Origin of the sequence: Citrobacter sp. SX206 (assembly GCF_024181025.1) — a bacterium.
GTDB lineage: Bacteria > Pseudomonadota > Gammaproteobacteria > Enterobacterales > Enterobacteriaceae > Citrobacter > Citrobacter youngae.
This window is the reverse complement of the sequence record NZ_CP049738.1, coordinates 2,123,805-2,139,973: the sequence shown is the minus strand read 5'-3', so window position 1 is coordinate 2,139,973 and position 16,169 is coordinate 2,123,805. Positions and strand designations below refer to the sequence as shown.

The window sequence follows — 16,169 nt, the reverse complement described above, 5'->3', positions numbered from 1 at the left end:
TCAATGGTTAATTCAACTTTCATAATAGCCTTCATTGCATTTACTGTGTTTTTATACAGAATAAATGTACACGAAAATGATCAACGTTTTAAGAGCACAAATTGTTAATTTCCTGTCAGTAGTAAAAAAAGAAAACACGCCTTAGCGGGTTGAATTATCTATGCTTTAGTAAGGAGCGATTTCTTTCAGCTGGCAAAATCCAGGTAAATTAACACAAGCATGGGTTTCGACGAATGAAGACTAAATTTTCCAACTGCAGGAGATCATCCTCGTGGAACCGAATCAAGATCCAGATAGGGACATAGTAATATCAAGGCAGCAAGTCATTCTTTACCCTGCGGTGGCATAGCCGGTGGCATATACCAGCTATCTTTGGGCACCATCACACTGTTTTCCGGTTGCAGCACAAAGTTCGGGGACATAATCTGCACATTAAATTCATTGAAGACATCCTGAATATTGCTGTGCAGTTCGTTACGGGCATCTGCCAGCGACACGCCCGGTAACAGACATACTTGCAACTCGTAGGCGATATACCAGTCCATCAGATTCAATTGACGAACCAACGGTGGCTGCGAAAGATCAACGCCTTTGGCTCGCTTGCCCGCCAACTCGAGCATTGCATGGACCTGGCGCCAGGGAGTGTCATAACCAATAGTGACACCAACAGTCAGGTTGACACCTCCGTTAACGCTTTGTGAGCTCAAATTAGTAATTTTCCCGCTTACCACTACCGCATTAGGTACCGTGACCACTAATTTTCACGGGTGATGATCTTTGTCGCCAGCATACCGATTTCGCTTACCAGCCCCTCGTTATCAGCCACCCGGATCATGTCCCCTTTTCGCAGAGCGCGAGAGTAGATCAATACCAGCCCACTCATGGCGTGGTTCATAACCCCGGCCGAACCAAGTGTAAGCATCAGTCCAAAGAATACACTGATGCCTTTAAATGCCAAGGAATTAGCTCCGGGTAAAAAAGGGTAAGCTGCTGATAACGCAAAGAGCCATACCACCACAGATATCAACTTACGGGTGGCTCCTACTGTCTCTGGATGAATACCCGGCAATTGTAAACGCCCTGCTTCCACTTGGTTGAGTATCGCCTTTAACAGTTTCAGGATTAATGCTGTGATGAAGAAAATGATCAGTACGATCATTAACCCCGGCAGGGCCGAGACGATGGACAATGCAATCCCTTGCACCACGCGTACAGGCCAATCACCTAATGATTCTCCCCAGACGCGTGTCCAGGGAAACAGACCAAACACCCAACTGAGCCAGACATACAACGCCACGATGCCTATCAGAATTATTAGAATGGCATATAAGCGTGTTTCAATTGCGCCAATAAACCGTCTCCAGTGTTGGGGGATCAAGCTACGGTTCTCAATAATACGCCGACGATAAACTCGACTCACCCAGCGACAGGAACGGTATGAGCAGTACCAGAAAAGAACCAGTCCCAGGAATCCCACCGCAGTCTTCACTGCTGAAAGTACCAGCCAGCCACTGTTAAACTGATCGTTCAGCGCTTTTCGCTGCTTCTCCATGCGCCCCAGTACACGATGTGCCGCCTGATCGAGTGTGAGATCATCCCCTTCATCCAGGTCGCCTGCGCTAAGCAACATCACTGGTTTACCGTTCATCACGATAAACCTTCCAGGTTGGTTATAACGGGTGACAGAAACGATTTTTAGCGGCTCACGCACATCGGTTTCAGTGAAGTTTCGCAATGTGTTACGGATACGTAGCACCCGCTCCTCCGGAGTGCTCAAACCGAACTTTGCCTGCAGCATCACTATCGGCAGTCATTGCTGTTTCCGGATGCAGTTCTCTAATTGCAAAAGCAGAGAGAAATTCTGACGAACGTGCACAAAAATTTAGCAACGATGAACTGTGCAAACATGCTCGTGAAGACGGAAATATGTATTACGCAAAGGCGAACGCAAAAGAAGTTGAACGCCGAAAAATAAAATACAATTAAAACATAAAGTTATAAATTAATGGTGATGAGTATGAAGATTAAATATCTGGCAGTCCTGGCAGCAGTTAGTGTTCTGGCTGGTTGCGTATCAGAAGAACAACGTCTCGCACAATGTGAGGCAAAGGGTGTTAGCCGTGATGTGTGTTACCAGGAAGAGAAAGCGTACTGGCGTAACTACCAGTCAAACATGGCTACATTGAATGCTTCAAATCAGCAAGCCGCTGCAATCCGTGAAGGAAATGAAATCAACCGCAAACATTACAAAAATGTTGATCAGAAAGCACAGGCAGCAAAAAAAGCAGGTGTGAAACACTGGAACGGCATGAAACTGGAAATGACACCGAACGGCCTTGTCGTTGATGGTAAGCCAGCAGCAACTGCTGAAGAAACAAAAGAAACTACAACTTACTAACAAGGATTGTATACATTTATCGCTTATAAAAACGGTAAGCTTGCTGTGATGGATGATAAAGGCGTATTTAAAGGTTATGCAAAGTAAGTAATCAAATTAATGTCTTTTGATTCAAGTTATGTCGCACACTAAACCTCGCATTGCGGGGTTTTTTATAAAAAGCCGCATACATTGTATTTAGAATTAATACTACGAAGTATCAATCCTGCTTACTTTCACACATATGCCCTTTTCTATTTTTCGCGGGTTTCGAATTTCTCAATAGCGACCTGTATAAGTTGGGTTGATTTTCCGATCTGCATCATTATTTGCCATTACAACCACTTAATCTGGTGAACCAACTATCACGGTTTGTTTCAGCTCAGTTCTGAGACAACATCAGACATAAAGATCCCCTTGTGCTAAAGGGGATTGTATCGCTTAGGTATTCTTATTCAGTGATGGGTATTATGTTTTACTGCGGTGCTTCTGAAGGGCCGACCCCATAAGGGTGCAGCAAAATGAAAGAGACATACACGGTGAGCTGGCCGCTCTGACTTGGGAAGATGTAGACATGGCGGTGGGTACTGTCAAAGTCTGCCGCAACCTGACCATCATTGGGACTTTCGAACCACCAAAGACAGATGCCGGGATCAGGACGATAAAACTACTGGAGCCAGCACTGGATGCGCTCAAAGTTCAGCGCGAAATGACTGCACGACAACCCAGGACAAAAATAGTGTTCCACCATAGAGAGTACGGTAAGACTGAAAACCAACGCGTACACTTTTTATGCCCCGGATGCGAAAAGAAGAGCAAAAACCTTACTACTCTATGAGTAGCATCGGTGCGAGTTGGAACGCCGCTGTAAAACGTGCTGGTATTCGTCGCCGTAATCCGTACCATACGCGGCATACTTTTGCCTGCTGGCTATTACCGGCTGGAGCGAACCCATCATTTATAGCTAATCAGATGGGGCATGAAAACGTGCAAATGGTGTACGAAGTCTACAGTACATGGATTGAAGAAATGAATGGCGATCAGGTTGCAATGTTGAATAACAAACTAGCCCTGTGATGGAAGTTTGCCCCTTATATGCCCCTTTTGTTTTTTGAGAACGGTAAGAATGCAATATAATCAACAAGTTACAAAGAAAGAACAATACAACCTGAACAAATTACAGAAACGCCTGCGTCGTAACGTAGGTGAAGCTATTGCCGATTTCAATATGATCGAAGACGGCGATCGCATTATGGTGTGTCTTTCCGGTGGGAAAGATAGCTACACCATGCTGGAAATCCTGCGGAATTTGCAGCAAAGCGCCCCAATCAGTTTCTCTTTGGTCGCCGTAAATTTGGATCAAAAACAACCGGGCTTCCCGGAGCACATCCTGCCGGAGTATCTGGAACAACTGGGTGTTGAGTATAAAATTGTCGAAGAAAATACCTACGGGATCGTCAAAGATAAAATTCCTGAAGGCAAAACGACCTGCTCTCTCTGTTCTCGTCTGCGCCGCGGCATTTTGTACCGCACGGCAACCGAATTAGGCGCCACCAAAATTGCGCTCGGACACCATCGCGACGACATCCTGCAAACGCTGTTTTTAAATATGTTCTACGGCGGGAAAATGAAAGGCATGCCGCCGAAGCTGATGAGCGATGATGGTAAGCATATTGTGATCCGTCCGCTGGCCTATTGCCGCGAAAAAGATATCGAGCGCTTCTCTGAAGCGAAAGGTTTCCCAATTATTCCGTGCAACCTGTGTGGTTCACAGCCTAACCTGCAACGTCAGGTGATCGCTGATATGCTGCGTGACTGGGACAAGCGCTATCCAGGTCGTATTGAAACGATGTTCAGTGCGATGCAGAATGTGGTGCCTTCTCACCTGAGCGATATTAATCTGTTCGATTTTAAAGGCATCAAACACGGCTCAGAAGTGGTAGATGGCGGTGATCTGGCATTCGATCGTGAAGAGATCCCACTGCAACCAGCAGGCTGGCAGCCGGAAGAAGATGAAAACCAGTTAGATGAGTTGCGTCTGAACGTGGTGGAAGTGAAGTAATAGAGAGGATGCCGTATCCGGCCTACTGGACAAGGTATTACGTCAGTACCAGTAGGCCTGATAAGCGGAACGCCATCAGGCATTCCTACGGGCATTTATTTTAATAAACGAACCCGGCAGTTCTTACCTTTGATCTTACCGTTCTGCAGTTGCTTCCACGCTTTATGTGCCACAGACTGGCGAACGGCCACGTAGACATGCGCCGGATGAACGGCAATCTTGCCGATATCTGCCCCGTCCAGACCAATATCTCCGGTCAACGCCCCTAATACATCACCAGGCCGCATTTTAGCTTTTTTACCGCCATCGATGCACAGTGTCGCCATCTCAGCCTCCAACGGCAGAATTGAACCATTACCCGGTGCGGGTAGCCAGTTCAGCTTCAGTTGCAGCATCTCGGACAAAATATTGGCACGTTGCGCTTCTTCCGGCGCACAGAAGCTAATCGCCAGGCCACTGTTACCCGCACGGGCAGTACGTCCAATACGGTGTACATGAACTTCCGGATCCCATGCCAGTTCAAAGTTAACCACCAGCTCGAGCGATTTAATATCCAGGCCACGCGCCGCCACATCGGTGGCAACCAGAACACGAGCACTGCCGTTGGCAAAACGTACGAGCGTCTGGTCCCGATCGCGTTGCTCAAGATCGCCATGAAGCGATAATGCGCTTTGCCCGGCTGCGTTCAGTGCATCACAAACAGCCTGACAATCTTTTTTGGTGTTACAGAAAACCACACATGATGCCGGCTGATGCTGGCTAAGTAATTTTTGCAACAGCGGAATTTTGCCGTGTGAGGAGATTTCAAAGAATTGTTGTTCAATCGCTGGCAACGCATCGACTGTATCAATCTCAATCGTTAACGGATTGTTTTGCACGCGACCACTGATCGCGGCAATCGCTTCCGGCCAGGTTGCGGAAAACAGCAATGTCTGACGTGACGCTGGCGCAAAGCGGATTACGTCATCAATTGCATCACTAAATCCCATATCCAGCATCCGGTCGGCTTCATCCATCACCAGCGTATTCAACGCATCAAGGGAGACGGTGCCTTTTTGCAGGTGGTCGAGTAAACGTCCCGGCGTGGCAACAATAATATGTGGGGCATGTTGCAGAGAATCACGCTGTGCGCCAAAGGGCTGGCCACCGCACAGCGTCAAAATTTTGGTATTTGGCAGAAAACGCGCCAAACGACGCAATTCACCGGCGACCTGGTCAGCCAGTTCGCGGGTTGGGCACAGCACCAGCGACTGAGTCTGAAACAGCGCAGCATCAATGTGTTGTAACAGGCCAAGACCAAACGCGGCCGTTTTGCCACTGCCGGTTTTTGCCTGCACACGAACATCTTTTCCTGCCAGGATTGCCGGCAACGCAGCGGCCTGAACAGGCGTCATTTCAAGATAACCCAGCTCATTAAGATTCTCGAGTTGGGCGGCAGGCAAAACATTCAGGGTTGAAAAAGCGGTCACAATTTAATCTCGCGGTAAAAACTCACATTCAGCAGGCGCGTATCCTCGCAGATCTGCGCCCGTGATGCGACAATTTAATCGGCTCTTCATCCGGTGACGGGTCCGGCATAGGTTGCGGACGAGGTATGGAGTCGGGAATCGGAACCGGGTCGGTGGGAACAGTATCGGAATGGGGACGTTGCAACTGCAACGGGGCGAATAAGCAGGTCATATTACCCTCCAGTGAGTCAGACTGACCCTTTTAGGGTAGACGCTGGTTTCCTGCAGGCAAAAAAAAGCCGACTAATCTAAGTCGGCGTCGTACGAATCAATTGTGCTATGCAGTAATTCAAAAAAGGAAGTAAGACAATATGGAGCGCAACGCCCATCGCTTGACGTTGCATTCACCTGCGAGAGAGATATTGCCCCGAATAGGTAGATGGTTTATTGACCTCGCTCAAAAACTTCGCCGTTTTCACTCACGAAAGTCAATAAAAAACGTAGTTGTTACAACCATTTACTACGATGCAACCATAAAGTAACACCACCAATCAGGACAACTAACAGTATACAGAATAGCGAAAAACCAAACTGCCAGCCGCCACCGGGAATCCCCCCGAGATTGACGCCAAACAGTCCGGTTAAAAATGTGCTGGGCAGAAAAACCATTGCCATCAACGACATGGTATAGGTTCTTCGCGCCAGAGATTCCTGCATAACCTGAGCAATTTCATCCGCCATAATGCCGGTCCGGGCGATGCATGCGTCGATCTCATCCAACCCTCTTCCCAATCTGTCGGCGATATCCTGCATCCGACGTCGGTGATCGTCAGTCATCCACGGTAAACGTTCACTGGCCAGGCGCGCATAAACATCGCGCTGAGGGGCCATATAGCGCCGCATGACTATCAGTTGTTTGCGCAGCAATGCCAGAAAACCGCGAGGCGGGATCTGCTGATCCAGCAGGTTGTCTTCCAGATCGATAATTTTGTCATGCAATTGTTCGATAAACTCACTGGCATGATCGGTTAAGGCATCACAAACATCCACAAGCCAGCTACCACAGTCAGACGGTCCCGTCCCTTCCTGCAAGTCACTTACCACATCATCCAGTGCCAGCACTTTACGCTGACGTGTTGAGACAATCAGGCGTTCATCCATATATAAGCGCATGGCGACAAGCTGGTCAGGGCGTTCGTCGGTGCTGCCATTAATACAGCGTAACGTAATCAGCGTCCCTTCCCCGACCCGGCTTACGCGCGGGCGAGTACTTTCTCCCGCCAGTGCATCACGCACATTATTAGGAAGCAGAGGCGTTGTCGCCAGCCATTGCGCGCTATCAGAATGGGTGTAATTAAGATGCAGCCAGCACGGATGCGCACTGTCGATAACATCGTTGTCTTCCAGCGGTTTCACGCCACCGCGACCATCCAGCAGCCAGGCAAACACGGCATCCGGCACATTAACTTCGGTTCCCTTAATGGCTTCCACAGCGCCTCCATAAACATTCAAACTTTTTGTTAGTCTAGTCTTCAGTATATGTTAAGCAATATCGCATTGTCCCATTATGCTGAAATGATTCATAAAAGTGTTCAAGAAAATAAAAAGCGCCGACGGGTTCGGCGCTGTGGCGAACAGATGTTGAATCTTAATATGAAGAACTGCATTTAACCCGTTGACGTAGTCCGGAGACAGGAGAATCTCGATGCAAGATCGTGGTTGTTTCGACAGACAGATTTTTACTTAAGCGAAATTTATGTGTGCGTGACAGAAGATCATTCACCTGACTTTTCAGGATACCGGACGAATCAGATAACTCATCGACCATGCTGACATTACTTTGCGTCACGTTTTCCAGTTCGGCAAGAGCCTGGGTAATTCTGGTGATCCCGTTTTCCTGTTCCCGTGTGGTTGTTAATATCTCCGCCATCAGCTGATTTAATTGCCCTGCACCACCCACAATATCCTGCATGTTTTTTTCGGCTTCACGTACAACCGCCGCACCCTGCTGGACATTGTGATGCGTTTCATCGATAAGCCGTTTAATACTTTTTGCCGCTTCTGCGCTACGATGTGCCAATATTCTCACTTCACCTGCAACGACAGAAAAACCTTTGCCATGTTCACCAGCCCTCGCCGCCTCAACCGCCGCATTCAATGCCAGAATATTCGTCTGGAATGCAATACCATCTATTAACGCGATAATTTCAGTCATCTGCTGAGCGCAGTCGGTGATCGAGCGCATATTGGTGGCGACCTGCACCATTAAATCGCCCCCCTGGCGAGCAGATTGTGTCGCAATATTTGCCTGGGCGCTCGCCATGTGCGTATTGTCTGCATTATTGCGCGTACTAACCGCTATCTCATCCATATTCGCAGCTGTTTGCATTAACGCGCCAGACTGCTGTTCCGTTTTTACTGACAGTTCAGCGCTACGCTCCGCGAGTTGTTCAGAAAGCGTCATCACGGTCCGCGAAGAGGATCTGATCTCACTGACTAACGTGGAAATATTACTCGCCAGACTGTTAATTCCCGGAATAAGTCTGCCAGCACAATTATTACCGAACTCAGGAATACTCATTGCCAGATTCCCTGCAGTCACCTCTTCAATGCTTTCTTTTACCGTATTAATCGGCACGACGAGATATTTTGTCATATACCACCATAAATATAATAGTGAAATAGTACAAACCACATCAGTGCCAATAATGACATTAAATCCTGCAGATAATATTACCTCTACGATATTGAGGGCCACTACGGTACATACCAGAAATAAAGTAATAAACGTCCTGACGCTTATATTATTTAACATTTTAATCCTGCCTGCCAAAGAATAACGCGGAGTATTATTTTTTATAGCACCTGCAATGCAGATTGCCATTCCGCGATACCGAAAGTTCCACTTTCAAAGAGAGCATGCCGCCTTTTCACTTAAAGCACACTATCGCACCACCAGTTTACATTAGTTTGGTTATTTATCCCGCATAAGCTGGCGTTCACGCCAGTTGCCAGACTATTGTCACCCAGTGCACAATGCGAACAAAAATACGCCAAATCATAAACTCGGTGAATGTTTTCATAAGCAAACATCACGTACTCCACCGTTATAGCGGCTCAGACTAATACTGCTGACAGGAAACTAAGAACGCGCCTGGTTTTACCAGGTTAACTGGACAGAATCTGCTAGATTTATCATCACGGTTTTTTATCGATGGGTAGTAAGATGTTGCACGTGTCATGGGACCCTGTACTGATTGGGATTTCCTTTGTTGTCGCATTCATTGCTTCGTTTATTGCCCTCGATAGCGCAGGGAAAGTGGCGATCTCTAGTCGTCGGGAATCGACTTTCTGGCGTTTATCTGGCGGGGCAACGCTGGGGATGGGGATCTGGTCGATGCATTTTATTGGCATGCTGGCCATGAAAATGAGTATGCCAATTAATTATCACTTTTCACTCACGGCATTTTCTTTTTTGATCGCACTCATTTCCGCGACGCTTGCCATCAATATTGCGATATCAGGTCAAACGCTTTCGACCAGGCGGCTTATTGTTGCAACAAGCCTATTAAGCACCGGTGTTGTGACCATGCACTACGTTGGCATGGTCGCTATCGTTGAACATGTTGCTATCCGCTGGCAGTTCTCACTCATTTTGCTTTCCGTGGTCATTGCCATTATCGCGTCAGGGATCGGCCTGTGGTTAGCTTTTCATTTGCGGCAAAATACCCGACGCGCATTAATAAACCGACTTATTGCCGCTCTGGTAATGGCGCTGGCGATCGCCTCAATGCATTACACCGGGATGGGGGCGGCCACCTTCTCGCATTTCGGTCACACTGCGCATGATGGACTGAGCACGCTGGAACTCTCTATCTGGGTCTGCGCCGTCACGCTGGTGATTCTGGGTATTATGCTGGTCATTTCGATGGTGGATTCTCAGCTACGCACCTCAAGACTGGCCGATAATCTGCATCAACTGAACTGCCAGCTTGAGCACCAGGTCCACTTCGATGCGCTGACCGGCCTTGCCAATCGAACGCAAATAGACGTCTGCTTACAGACCTGCCTGCGTCATTCCAAACTGCATCAACAACACTTCGCCCTGGTCTTTATCGACCTTGATCGATTCAAAATCGTAAACGACACCTGGGGCCATCACATTGGCGATCAGTTGCTTATCTCCAGCACACAACGCATATACAACTGCCTTGAGGACACCATGACGCTGGCGAGGCTGGGTGGTGATGAATTTATCCTGCTGGTGCCAAACAGCAACCGGGAAGCAATTTCAGTGCTGATGACCCGTATTGCCAGCGCCGTCAAAGAACCTTTTACACTGTTTGGACATACCATTCGCGTTTCGTTAAGCGCGGGAAGCAGTCTTTATCCCGAACACGGCTCAACGTTACATGAGCTAAAAGTTAAAGCCGATACTGCGATGTATCATGTCAAACAGGCTGGCAGAAACGGCTGGGCGATTTATACCCCAGAGATGGAGGCTATCGCCGATACGCCGCCAACGTTCTTGCAGGAACTGTCGCAAGCGCTTGAGCGGAATCAATTTGAATTATGGTATCAACCTAAATATACCGCCGGGGATCGCTCTCTGACGGGTTTTGAGGCGTTGTTACGCTGGCATCATCCTGAACGCGGCATTCTGCTGCCGGCTGAATTCCTGCCCGCACTTGAAGAAACAGGCCTGATTATTCCTGTCGGCACCTGGGTTCTCCAGCAGGCATGCGGTCAGTTATATCAATGGAAGTCACAAGGCCACACGGAGTGGACCCTTGCCGTTAATCTGTCACCAGCCCAGTTTGAACAACCTGATATTGTCGATATAGTCTGCAACGCCCTGGCACAATATCAGCTTTCACCAGCACATCTCACGCTGGAACTGACTGAAAGTACGGCACTTAAAAATTTAAAACGCAGCGTAGAAGTCCTGAACGCGTTTGCCGATTTGGGGATCACCGTTTCTATTGATGATTTTGGCACCGGTTATTCAAATATATTGATGCTGAAATCACTTCCGGCACGAGAATTAAAAATCGACAGAATATTTGTCAAAGATATTAGTGAGAACAGCAAAAATACAAAAATCGTGTCTACTATTATAGACATAGCGCACTCTATGAATATGCGCGTTGTGGCAGAGGGTATAGAGACCCAGGAGCAGGAAACGCTGTTAACCCAGATGGGCTGCGGTGTGCTGCAAGGCTTCCTGTATGCGAAACCGCTGCCAGCACATAAAATCTATGACTTGATACAAACTGAAAACGCCACAAAAGTAAAACCAACGGTACAACCCTTGTCTCACCGACAATCAATAACATTGTGAGATTGCATAATTAAAAAAATTCGCCAATAAACCGGCAACACAGCATATGAAGATAACGGGATTATCGATGAGCATAAACGAGCTGCATTCACTGGATTTATTAACCATTCCGGTCTGGATCGTTTCGCCACATACCGAAGAACTGGTGTTCGCCAATACCGTTGCACGGGAACTGATGCAGGCCCCGTGTTTCCCCCCTCTCAGAAAAGGCACATTCTCCACGCACGCACAAAATGATTTACCTATGTATCTTAGTGATTTGCGAAATCATCATGACATTGTAGAGATACTCACGGTTTACCGCGAAAGCGAGGAAATCGCGCTGGCCTGTCGTTTGTCCATCAGGACGCTTCAGGATATAGGTGATGTTATCCTCTATGAAGGCATTGAAACACCGACAGCGCAAGGTCTGAAAGCCAGCCGCTCTGCCACCTATCAGCGGAAAAAACAAGGATTCTATGCCCGTTTTTTCCAGACTAACTCAGCACCCATGTTGCTTATTGATCCGTCACGCGACGGATTGATTGTGGATGCAAATCTCAGTGCCCTGAATTTCTATGGCTATGATCATGACGTGATGTGTCAGAAGCATACATGGGAAATCAATATGCTGGGGCGCCATATATTGCCGATAATGCATAAAATTGCGCATCTTCCTGGTGGCCATAAGCCCTTACATTTTGTCCACAGACTTGCCGATGGAAGCACCCGTCACGTACAAACCTATGCCGGTCCTATCGAAATCTACGGCAATAAGCTGATGCTGTGCATTGTTCACGATATTACCGAGCAAAAACGTCTGGAACTGGAACTGGAACGCGCCGCCTTGCATGACGCGTTAACCGGATTACTCAACCGGCGGCATTTTTATCAGATAACTGAGCCAGCGCAGACACACACAACATCGTTAACGCAGGATTACAGTTTGCTGCTAATCGACACCGACCGGTTTAAAAGCATCAACGATCTTTTCGGGCATTTAAAAGGGGATGATGTACTTTGCGCGTTGGCACGCACCCTGGAATCCTGTGCAAGAAAAGACGATCTGGTTTTTCGTTGGGGGGGAGAAGAGTTTGTACTGCTTTTGCCACGCACGTCTTTAGATGCAGCACTTAATCTCGCTGAAGTAATACGCGCGACGGTAGCCAAGGTGAGCCTCCCTGGCCTTCCCCGCTTTACTGTCAGTATTGGTGTGGCGCGACACGAAGCCAATGAAAGTATTGATGAGTTATTTAAACGCGTGGACGACGCATTGTACAAAGCCAAAAATGAAGGCAGAAACAGAGTGCTGGCTGCCTGATGACTACCCTGTCTAGCGACTACGTTTAGCGTGGCGTTCCCAGTTCTCCTGTTTCGCCAGCGCCGTTTTACGTAACGCCACATAACATGCCCCGCTGCCGCCATGATGCGGCAGTGCGGTGCAGAAAGCCTGCACATCATCAAACTCCGTTAACCAACGCGCGACGTAGCTACGAACGATGTTGGCATGGGAGTTATCATCACGCCCCTTGCCGTGAATCACCAGGACGTTGCGCAACCCATCCTGCTGCGCCTGTAAAATAAAGCTAAATAGCATCTGGCGGCAGGTTTCAACGGGCTGTCGCACAAGATTAAGGCTTGCTTGTTGCGGATATTTCCCGGTGCGCAGCTTGTCAGTCACGCCATGCTGTAACCCTTCACGACGAAACTCCAGCGGAACGCTCAGCGGGACGATATCCAGAAAACCTGTCGAGAGAAAGTTATCCAGCTGCAGTGTATCAATACGTGCCGGAGCGCGAAGATTACGCGTTGGCTGCCAGTGAACATCGGCGCATCCCTTCAGTGGTTGAACATCCCCCATGGCGTCAAGAAACAGCGATGCATCATCATGGTTCATGTTTCATCCTCCAGCGATTTTACGACGGTCATTATCATAACCGCGCACTATTATACCGACAACGGTTTACGGTTATTTCCAATAACGCACCGTTCGACATTCCTTTACCTCCACAAGTTAAGATCCGTTTTTTGGGGTATAGAAACGACTATCACTGACATGATAATGTGTAACCCCGCCTGTAATGAGAAAAACGGATGCTGAACTTACTTGAAGACATCATTGCAACACCCCTGGGCCCGTTGTGGGTAATTTGTGATGAGCAATTTCGCCTGCGTGCGGTTGAATGGGATCAACATCGCGATCGTATGGAGCAATTACTCGATATTCATTATCGTTCCGAGGGTTATCAGCGTATTGCTGCCAAAAACCCCGGAGGGCTAAGCGATAAGCTGGCAGAGTATTTTGCGGGAAATCTCAGCATTATAGATACGCTTGAAACCGCAACAGCGGGAACCCCTTTCCAACGCGAGGTCTGGAAAGCGTTACGTTCTATCCCCTGCGGGCAGGTCATGCATTATGGACAACTGGCTGAACAACTGGGGCGCCCCGGTGCCGCCAGAGCCGTTGGTGCGGCTAATGGTTCCAATCCTGTCAGCATCGTCGTCCCGTGCCACCGCGTGATTGGACGGAATGGCACAATGACTGGCTATGCGGGTGGCGTGCAGCGAAAAGAGTGGTTATTGCGCCATGAAGGCTATCTGTTACTCTAGAATCCAGGCAATTAATGCCTTATTCATCACACTTCCACACAATGCATCCCCAAATAAAGTGCGGTTAATCAGATAGATACAAACATTCAACTCGCTTATGCCTGAATTATTCTCTATTGGGAGTAGCTCAGGCTTACGTGCTCACCAAAAAGATGTTAAAATTGACAAATATCAATTACGGCTTGAGCAGACCTATGATCCCGGAAAAGCGAATTATACGGCGCATTCAGTCTGGCGGTTGTGCTATCCATTGCCAGGATTGCAGCATCAGCCAGCTTTGCATCCCGTTCACACTTAACGAGCATGAGCTTGACCAGCTCGATAACATCATCGAGCGCAAAAAGCCTATCCAAAAGGGGCAAACGCTCTTTAAAGCAGGTGATGAGCTTAAATCACTCTATGCTATCCGCTCCGGAACGATTAAAAGCTACACCATTACCGAACAAGGCGATGAGCAGATTACCGGTTTCCATCTGGCGGGTGACCTGGTAGGTTTTGACGCCATTGGCAGCGGCCATCACCCGAGCTTTGCTCAGGCGCTGGAAACCTCAATGGTATGCGAAATTCCTTTTGAAACGCTGGATGACCTGTCCGGCAAGATGCCGAACCTGCGTCAGCAGATGATGCGTCTGATGAGCGGTGAAATCAAAGGCGACCAGGATATGATCCTGTTGTTGTCGAAGAAAAACGCTGAAGAGCGCCTGGCGGCCTTTATCTACAATCTGTCCCGCCGTTTTGCCCAGCGGGGCTTCTCTCCGCGCGAATTCCGTCTGACAATGACCCGTGGCGATATCGGTAATTACCTCGGCCTGACGGTTGAAACCATTAGCCGCCTGCTGGGTCGCTTCCAGAAAAGCGGTATGCTGGCGGTGAAAGGTAAATATATCACTATTGAGAATAGCGACGCGCTGGCCGTCCTTGCTGGCCACACGCGTAACGTTGCGTAACCTTCTCAGTTAACCTTCTGTCAAATTGCTAAATTACCCCAATTTAATGGTTTGGCAGAAGGCTCTTCTGCTCTGATTTAATTAAAATATAAAAACTATAAGTGTACTCAATATAAATATTCCCATCCTTAATGCTGTCACAATAACTACGGTTAAAAACTCTTTCCTGCCTGGTAGCATAAAAAGCCTCTGAGGTGATTCAATATAATAACCAAACTATTCCATGGTCAGACATTTACTTCTGTAAATAATCCAATATTCTCAGCCGAGATAATGACGCAGGATAGCAGCGGTCAGCACACCAATAGCAACGGTGACAGGCATAGGAAAACGTAATGCGGCGATCAGTGTTAAACCTAATGCGATAAGATCGGCAGGGTTTCCGGACGCAAAATAAGGTGCGATAAATGCCAGCATGACGCATCCTGGCGATGATTTAAGAACGGCCATCGATCTGGGGGATAACACCCGGTTGCGCAATATCATGTACGACGCAATACGTGTCGCATAGGTGGTCAGAACCATCAGGAGGATGGCGAACAGCGTTTGCTGGTCTGGCATTATTTATCCCCCTGCAACCATGCAACCACTAATCCCACCAACGGACCTGCCATGACATACCAAACACCGGGGACATAATGATAAACCGCAACCGCAACAATCAGGCTGGCAAACCACGGTATCGCTTTGCGAAAACCGCTCCACATGCCCCTGACAAGCACAAGGAATACAGCGGGAAAAGCCATATCAAAACCGTAACGATGAACATCGCCAAGCACAGGGCCGATTAACGCGCCTAACGTGGTACAACCTACCCACATAGTATAAAAAGAAAAAGAAGCGGCTAAATAATAAGGCATACTAAAATGAGGAACATTATTAATGCTTCTTTTATATGCATCACTATAACTTAACGCCCAACTTTCATCAGTCATAAAAAAAAGTGCAGGTAAAACTTTACGCTTAGAAAAACGCATCAACAGCGGAACAAGAGTTGCCCCCATCAGAATATGTCTGCTATTAACCAGGAATGTAACTGCCATAATAAGAAAAATATGGGGAGGTGAAGTCCAGATTTGTATTGCTGCAAATTCAGATCCACCAGCAAAATTTAATCCCGTCATTAGCGGAACAGCTAAACCATTGAGTCCTTTATGGCTGGCCTGGGCCCCCAAAACCAGAGCAAAAGGAATCACGCCAAGTAAAACGGGAAAACCGTCTTTCAACCCACGGACAACGTCTTTTCTAATACTATCAATGGCTGTCGGATCATCTGCAGATCCTGCGCCATCTATACTTTCACTCATACTTTTCACACTCATACCCGATGCCTGTTCTGACCCATTTTGATACTGGCGTCAGAATAGAATGTGTGACACTATTAGTAAATATAAATAGTGTCACA

12 protein-coding genes and 3 pseudogenes are annotated in these 16,169 nt (G+C 47.9%); 7 read left to right on the top strand and 8 right to left on the bottom strand.

Annotated elements, in window-relative coordinates:
* Positions 1-323: 323 nt before the first annotated feature.
* Positions 324-1,807: pseudogene (locus tag G8S19_RS10500) on the bottom strand (mechanosensitive ion channel family protein); the annotation flags it as partial.
* Between the two features lie 210 nt (positions 1,808-2,017).
* On the opposite strand from G8S19_RS10500, the gene G8S19_RS10495 reads away from it, so the two are divergent.
* From G8S19_RS10495 to ttcA, 3 genes and pseudogenes are all read left to right on the top strand, one after another.
* On the top strand, positions 2,018-2,398 hold the full coding sequence (locus G8S19_RS10495) for a hypothetical protein (RefSeq protein ID WP_232034702.1): 381 nt from the start codon (positions 2,018-2,020) through the stop codon (positions 2,396-2,398).
* A gap of 514 nt (positions 2,399-2,912) precedes the next feature.
* A pseudogene (locus tag G8S19_RS10490) lies at positions 2,913-3,454 on the top strand (site-specific integrase); the annotation flags it as partial.
* Between the two features lie 49 nt (positions 3,455-3,503).
* Complete coding sequence (gene ttcA / locus G8S19_RS10485) at positions 3,504-4,439, top strand: tRNA 2-thiocytidine(32) synthetase TtcA (protein ID WP_199969484.1); 936 nt, start codon at positions 3,504-3,506, stop codon at positions 4,437-4,439.
* 95 nt (positions 4,440-4,534) lie between these two features.
* Here ttcA and dbpA read toward each other — a convergent pair whose 3' ends face one another.
* From dbpA to G8S19_RS10470, 4 genes and pseudogenes are all read right to left on the bottom strand, one after another.
* A complete protein-coding gene (dbpA, locus tag G8S19_RS10480; RefSeq protein WP_061067981.1) occupies positions 4,535-5,908 on the bottom strand; it encodes an ATP-dependent RNA helicase DbpA in 1,374 nt (457 codons plus the stop codon).
* A 28-nt stretch (positions 5,909-5,936) separates the two neighbouring features.
* Positions 5,937-6,065, bottom strand: a pseudogene (locus G8S19_RS22485) (hypothetical protein); the annotation flags it as partial.
* A 329-nt stretch (positions 6,066-6,394) separates the two neighbouring features.
* Positions 6,395-7,378, bottom strand: a complete 984-nt coding sequence (zntB, locus tag G8S19_RS10475; RefSeq protein WP_061067982.1) for a zinc transporter ZntB — start codon at positions 7,376-7,378, stop codon at positions 6,395-6,397.
* 157 nt (positions 7,379-7,535) lie between these two features.
* A complete protein-coding gene (locus G8S19_RS10470; protein WP_253686624.1) occupies positions 7,536-8,702 on the bottom strand; it encodes a methyl-accepting chemotaxis protein in 1,167 nt (388 codons plus the stop codon).
* Between the two features lie 411 nt (positions 8,703-9,113).
* Between G8S19_RS10470 and G8S19_RS10465 the strand changes: the two genes are divergently transcribed.
* Both G8S19_RS10465 and G8S19_RS10460 read left to right on the top strand, forming a co-directional pair.
* Positions 9,114-11,228 carry a bifunctional diguanylate cyclase/phosphodiesterase gene (locus G8S19_RS10465; protein WP_253686533.1) on the top strand — a complete coding sequence of 705 codons (2,115 nt, stop codon included), beginning with the start codon at positions 9,114-9,116 and terminating at the stop codon, positions 11,226-11,228.
* A gap of 67 nt (positions 11,229-11,295) precedes the next feature.
* The gene (locus G8S19_RS10460) at positions 11,296-12,528 is read left to right on the top strand and encodes a sensor domain-containing diguanylate cyclase (protein WP_048211544.1); all 1,233 of its coding nucleotides are present in this window, start codon (positions 11,296-11,298) and stop codon (positions 12,526-12,528) included.
* A gap of 12 nt (positions 12,529-12,540) precedes the next feature.
* Here the strand turns inward: G8S19_RS10460 and smrA are convergent, their stop codons facing one another.
* On the bottom strand, positions 12,541-13,104 hold the full coding sequence (gene smrA / locus G8S19_RS10455) for a DNA endonuclease SmrA (RefSeq protein WP_048211543.1): 564 nt from the start codon (positions 13,102-13,104) through the stop codon (positions 12,541-12,543).
* A gap of 197 nt (positions 13,105-13,301) precedes the next feature.
* Here smrA and ogt point away from each other — a divergent pair, with 197 nt between their 5' ends.
* Entirely contained in the window at positions 13,302-13,817 is a 516-nt protein-coding gene (gene ogt, locus G8S19_RS10450; RefSeq protein WP_048211542.1) for a methylated-DNA--[protein]-cysteine S-methyltransferase, read from the top strand.
* 194 nt (positions 13,818-14,011) lie between these two features.
* Positions 14,012-14,764, top strand: a complete 753-nt coding sequence (fnr, locus tag G8S19_RS10445) for a fumarate/nitrate reduction transcriptional regulator Fnr (protein ID WP_003020397.1) — start codon at positions 14,012-14,014, stop codon at positions 14,762-14,764.
* Positions 14,765-15,025: 261 nt separating this feature from the next.
* Here fnr and G8S19_RS10440 read toward each other — a convergent pair whose 3' ends face one another.
* Both G8S19_RS10440 and G8S19_RS10435 read right to left on the bottom strand, forming a co-directional pair.
* Positions 15,026-15,325 (bottom strand): AzlD family protein, encoded by a 300-nt coding sequence (locus G8S19_RS10440; RefSeq protein WP_253686531.1) that lies wholly within the window; start codon positions 15,323-15,325, stop codon positions 15,026-15,028.
* Entirely contained in the window at positions 15,325-16,086 is a 762-nt protein-coding gene (locus G8S19_RS10435; protein WP_048211540.1) for an AzlC family ABC transporter permease, read from the bottom strand. The genes G8S19_RS10440 and G8S19_RS10435 overlap by 1 nt, the downstream gene beginning before the upstream one ends.
* Between the last annotated feature and the right edge of the window lie 83 nt (positions 16,087-16,169).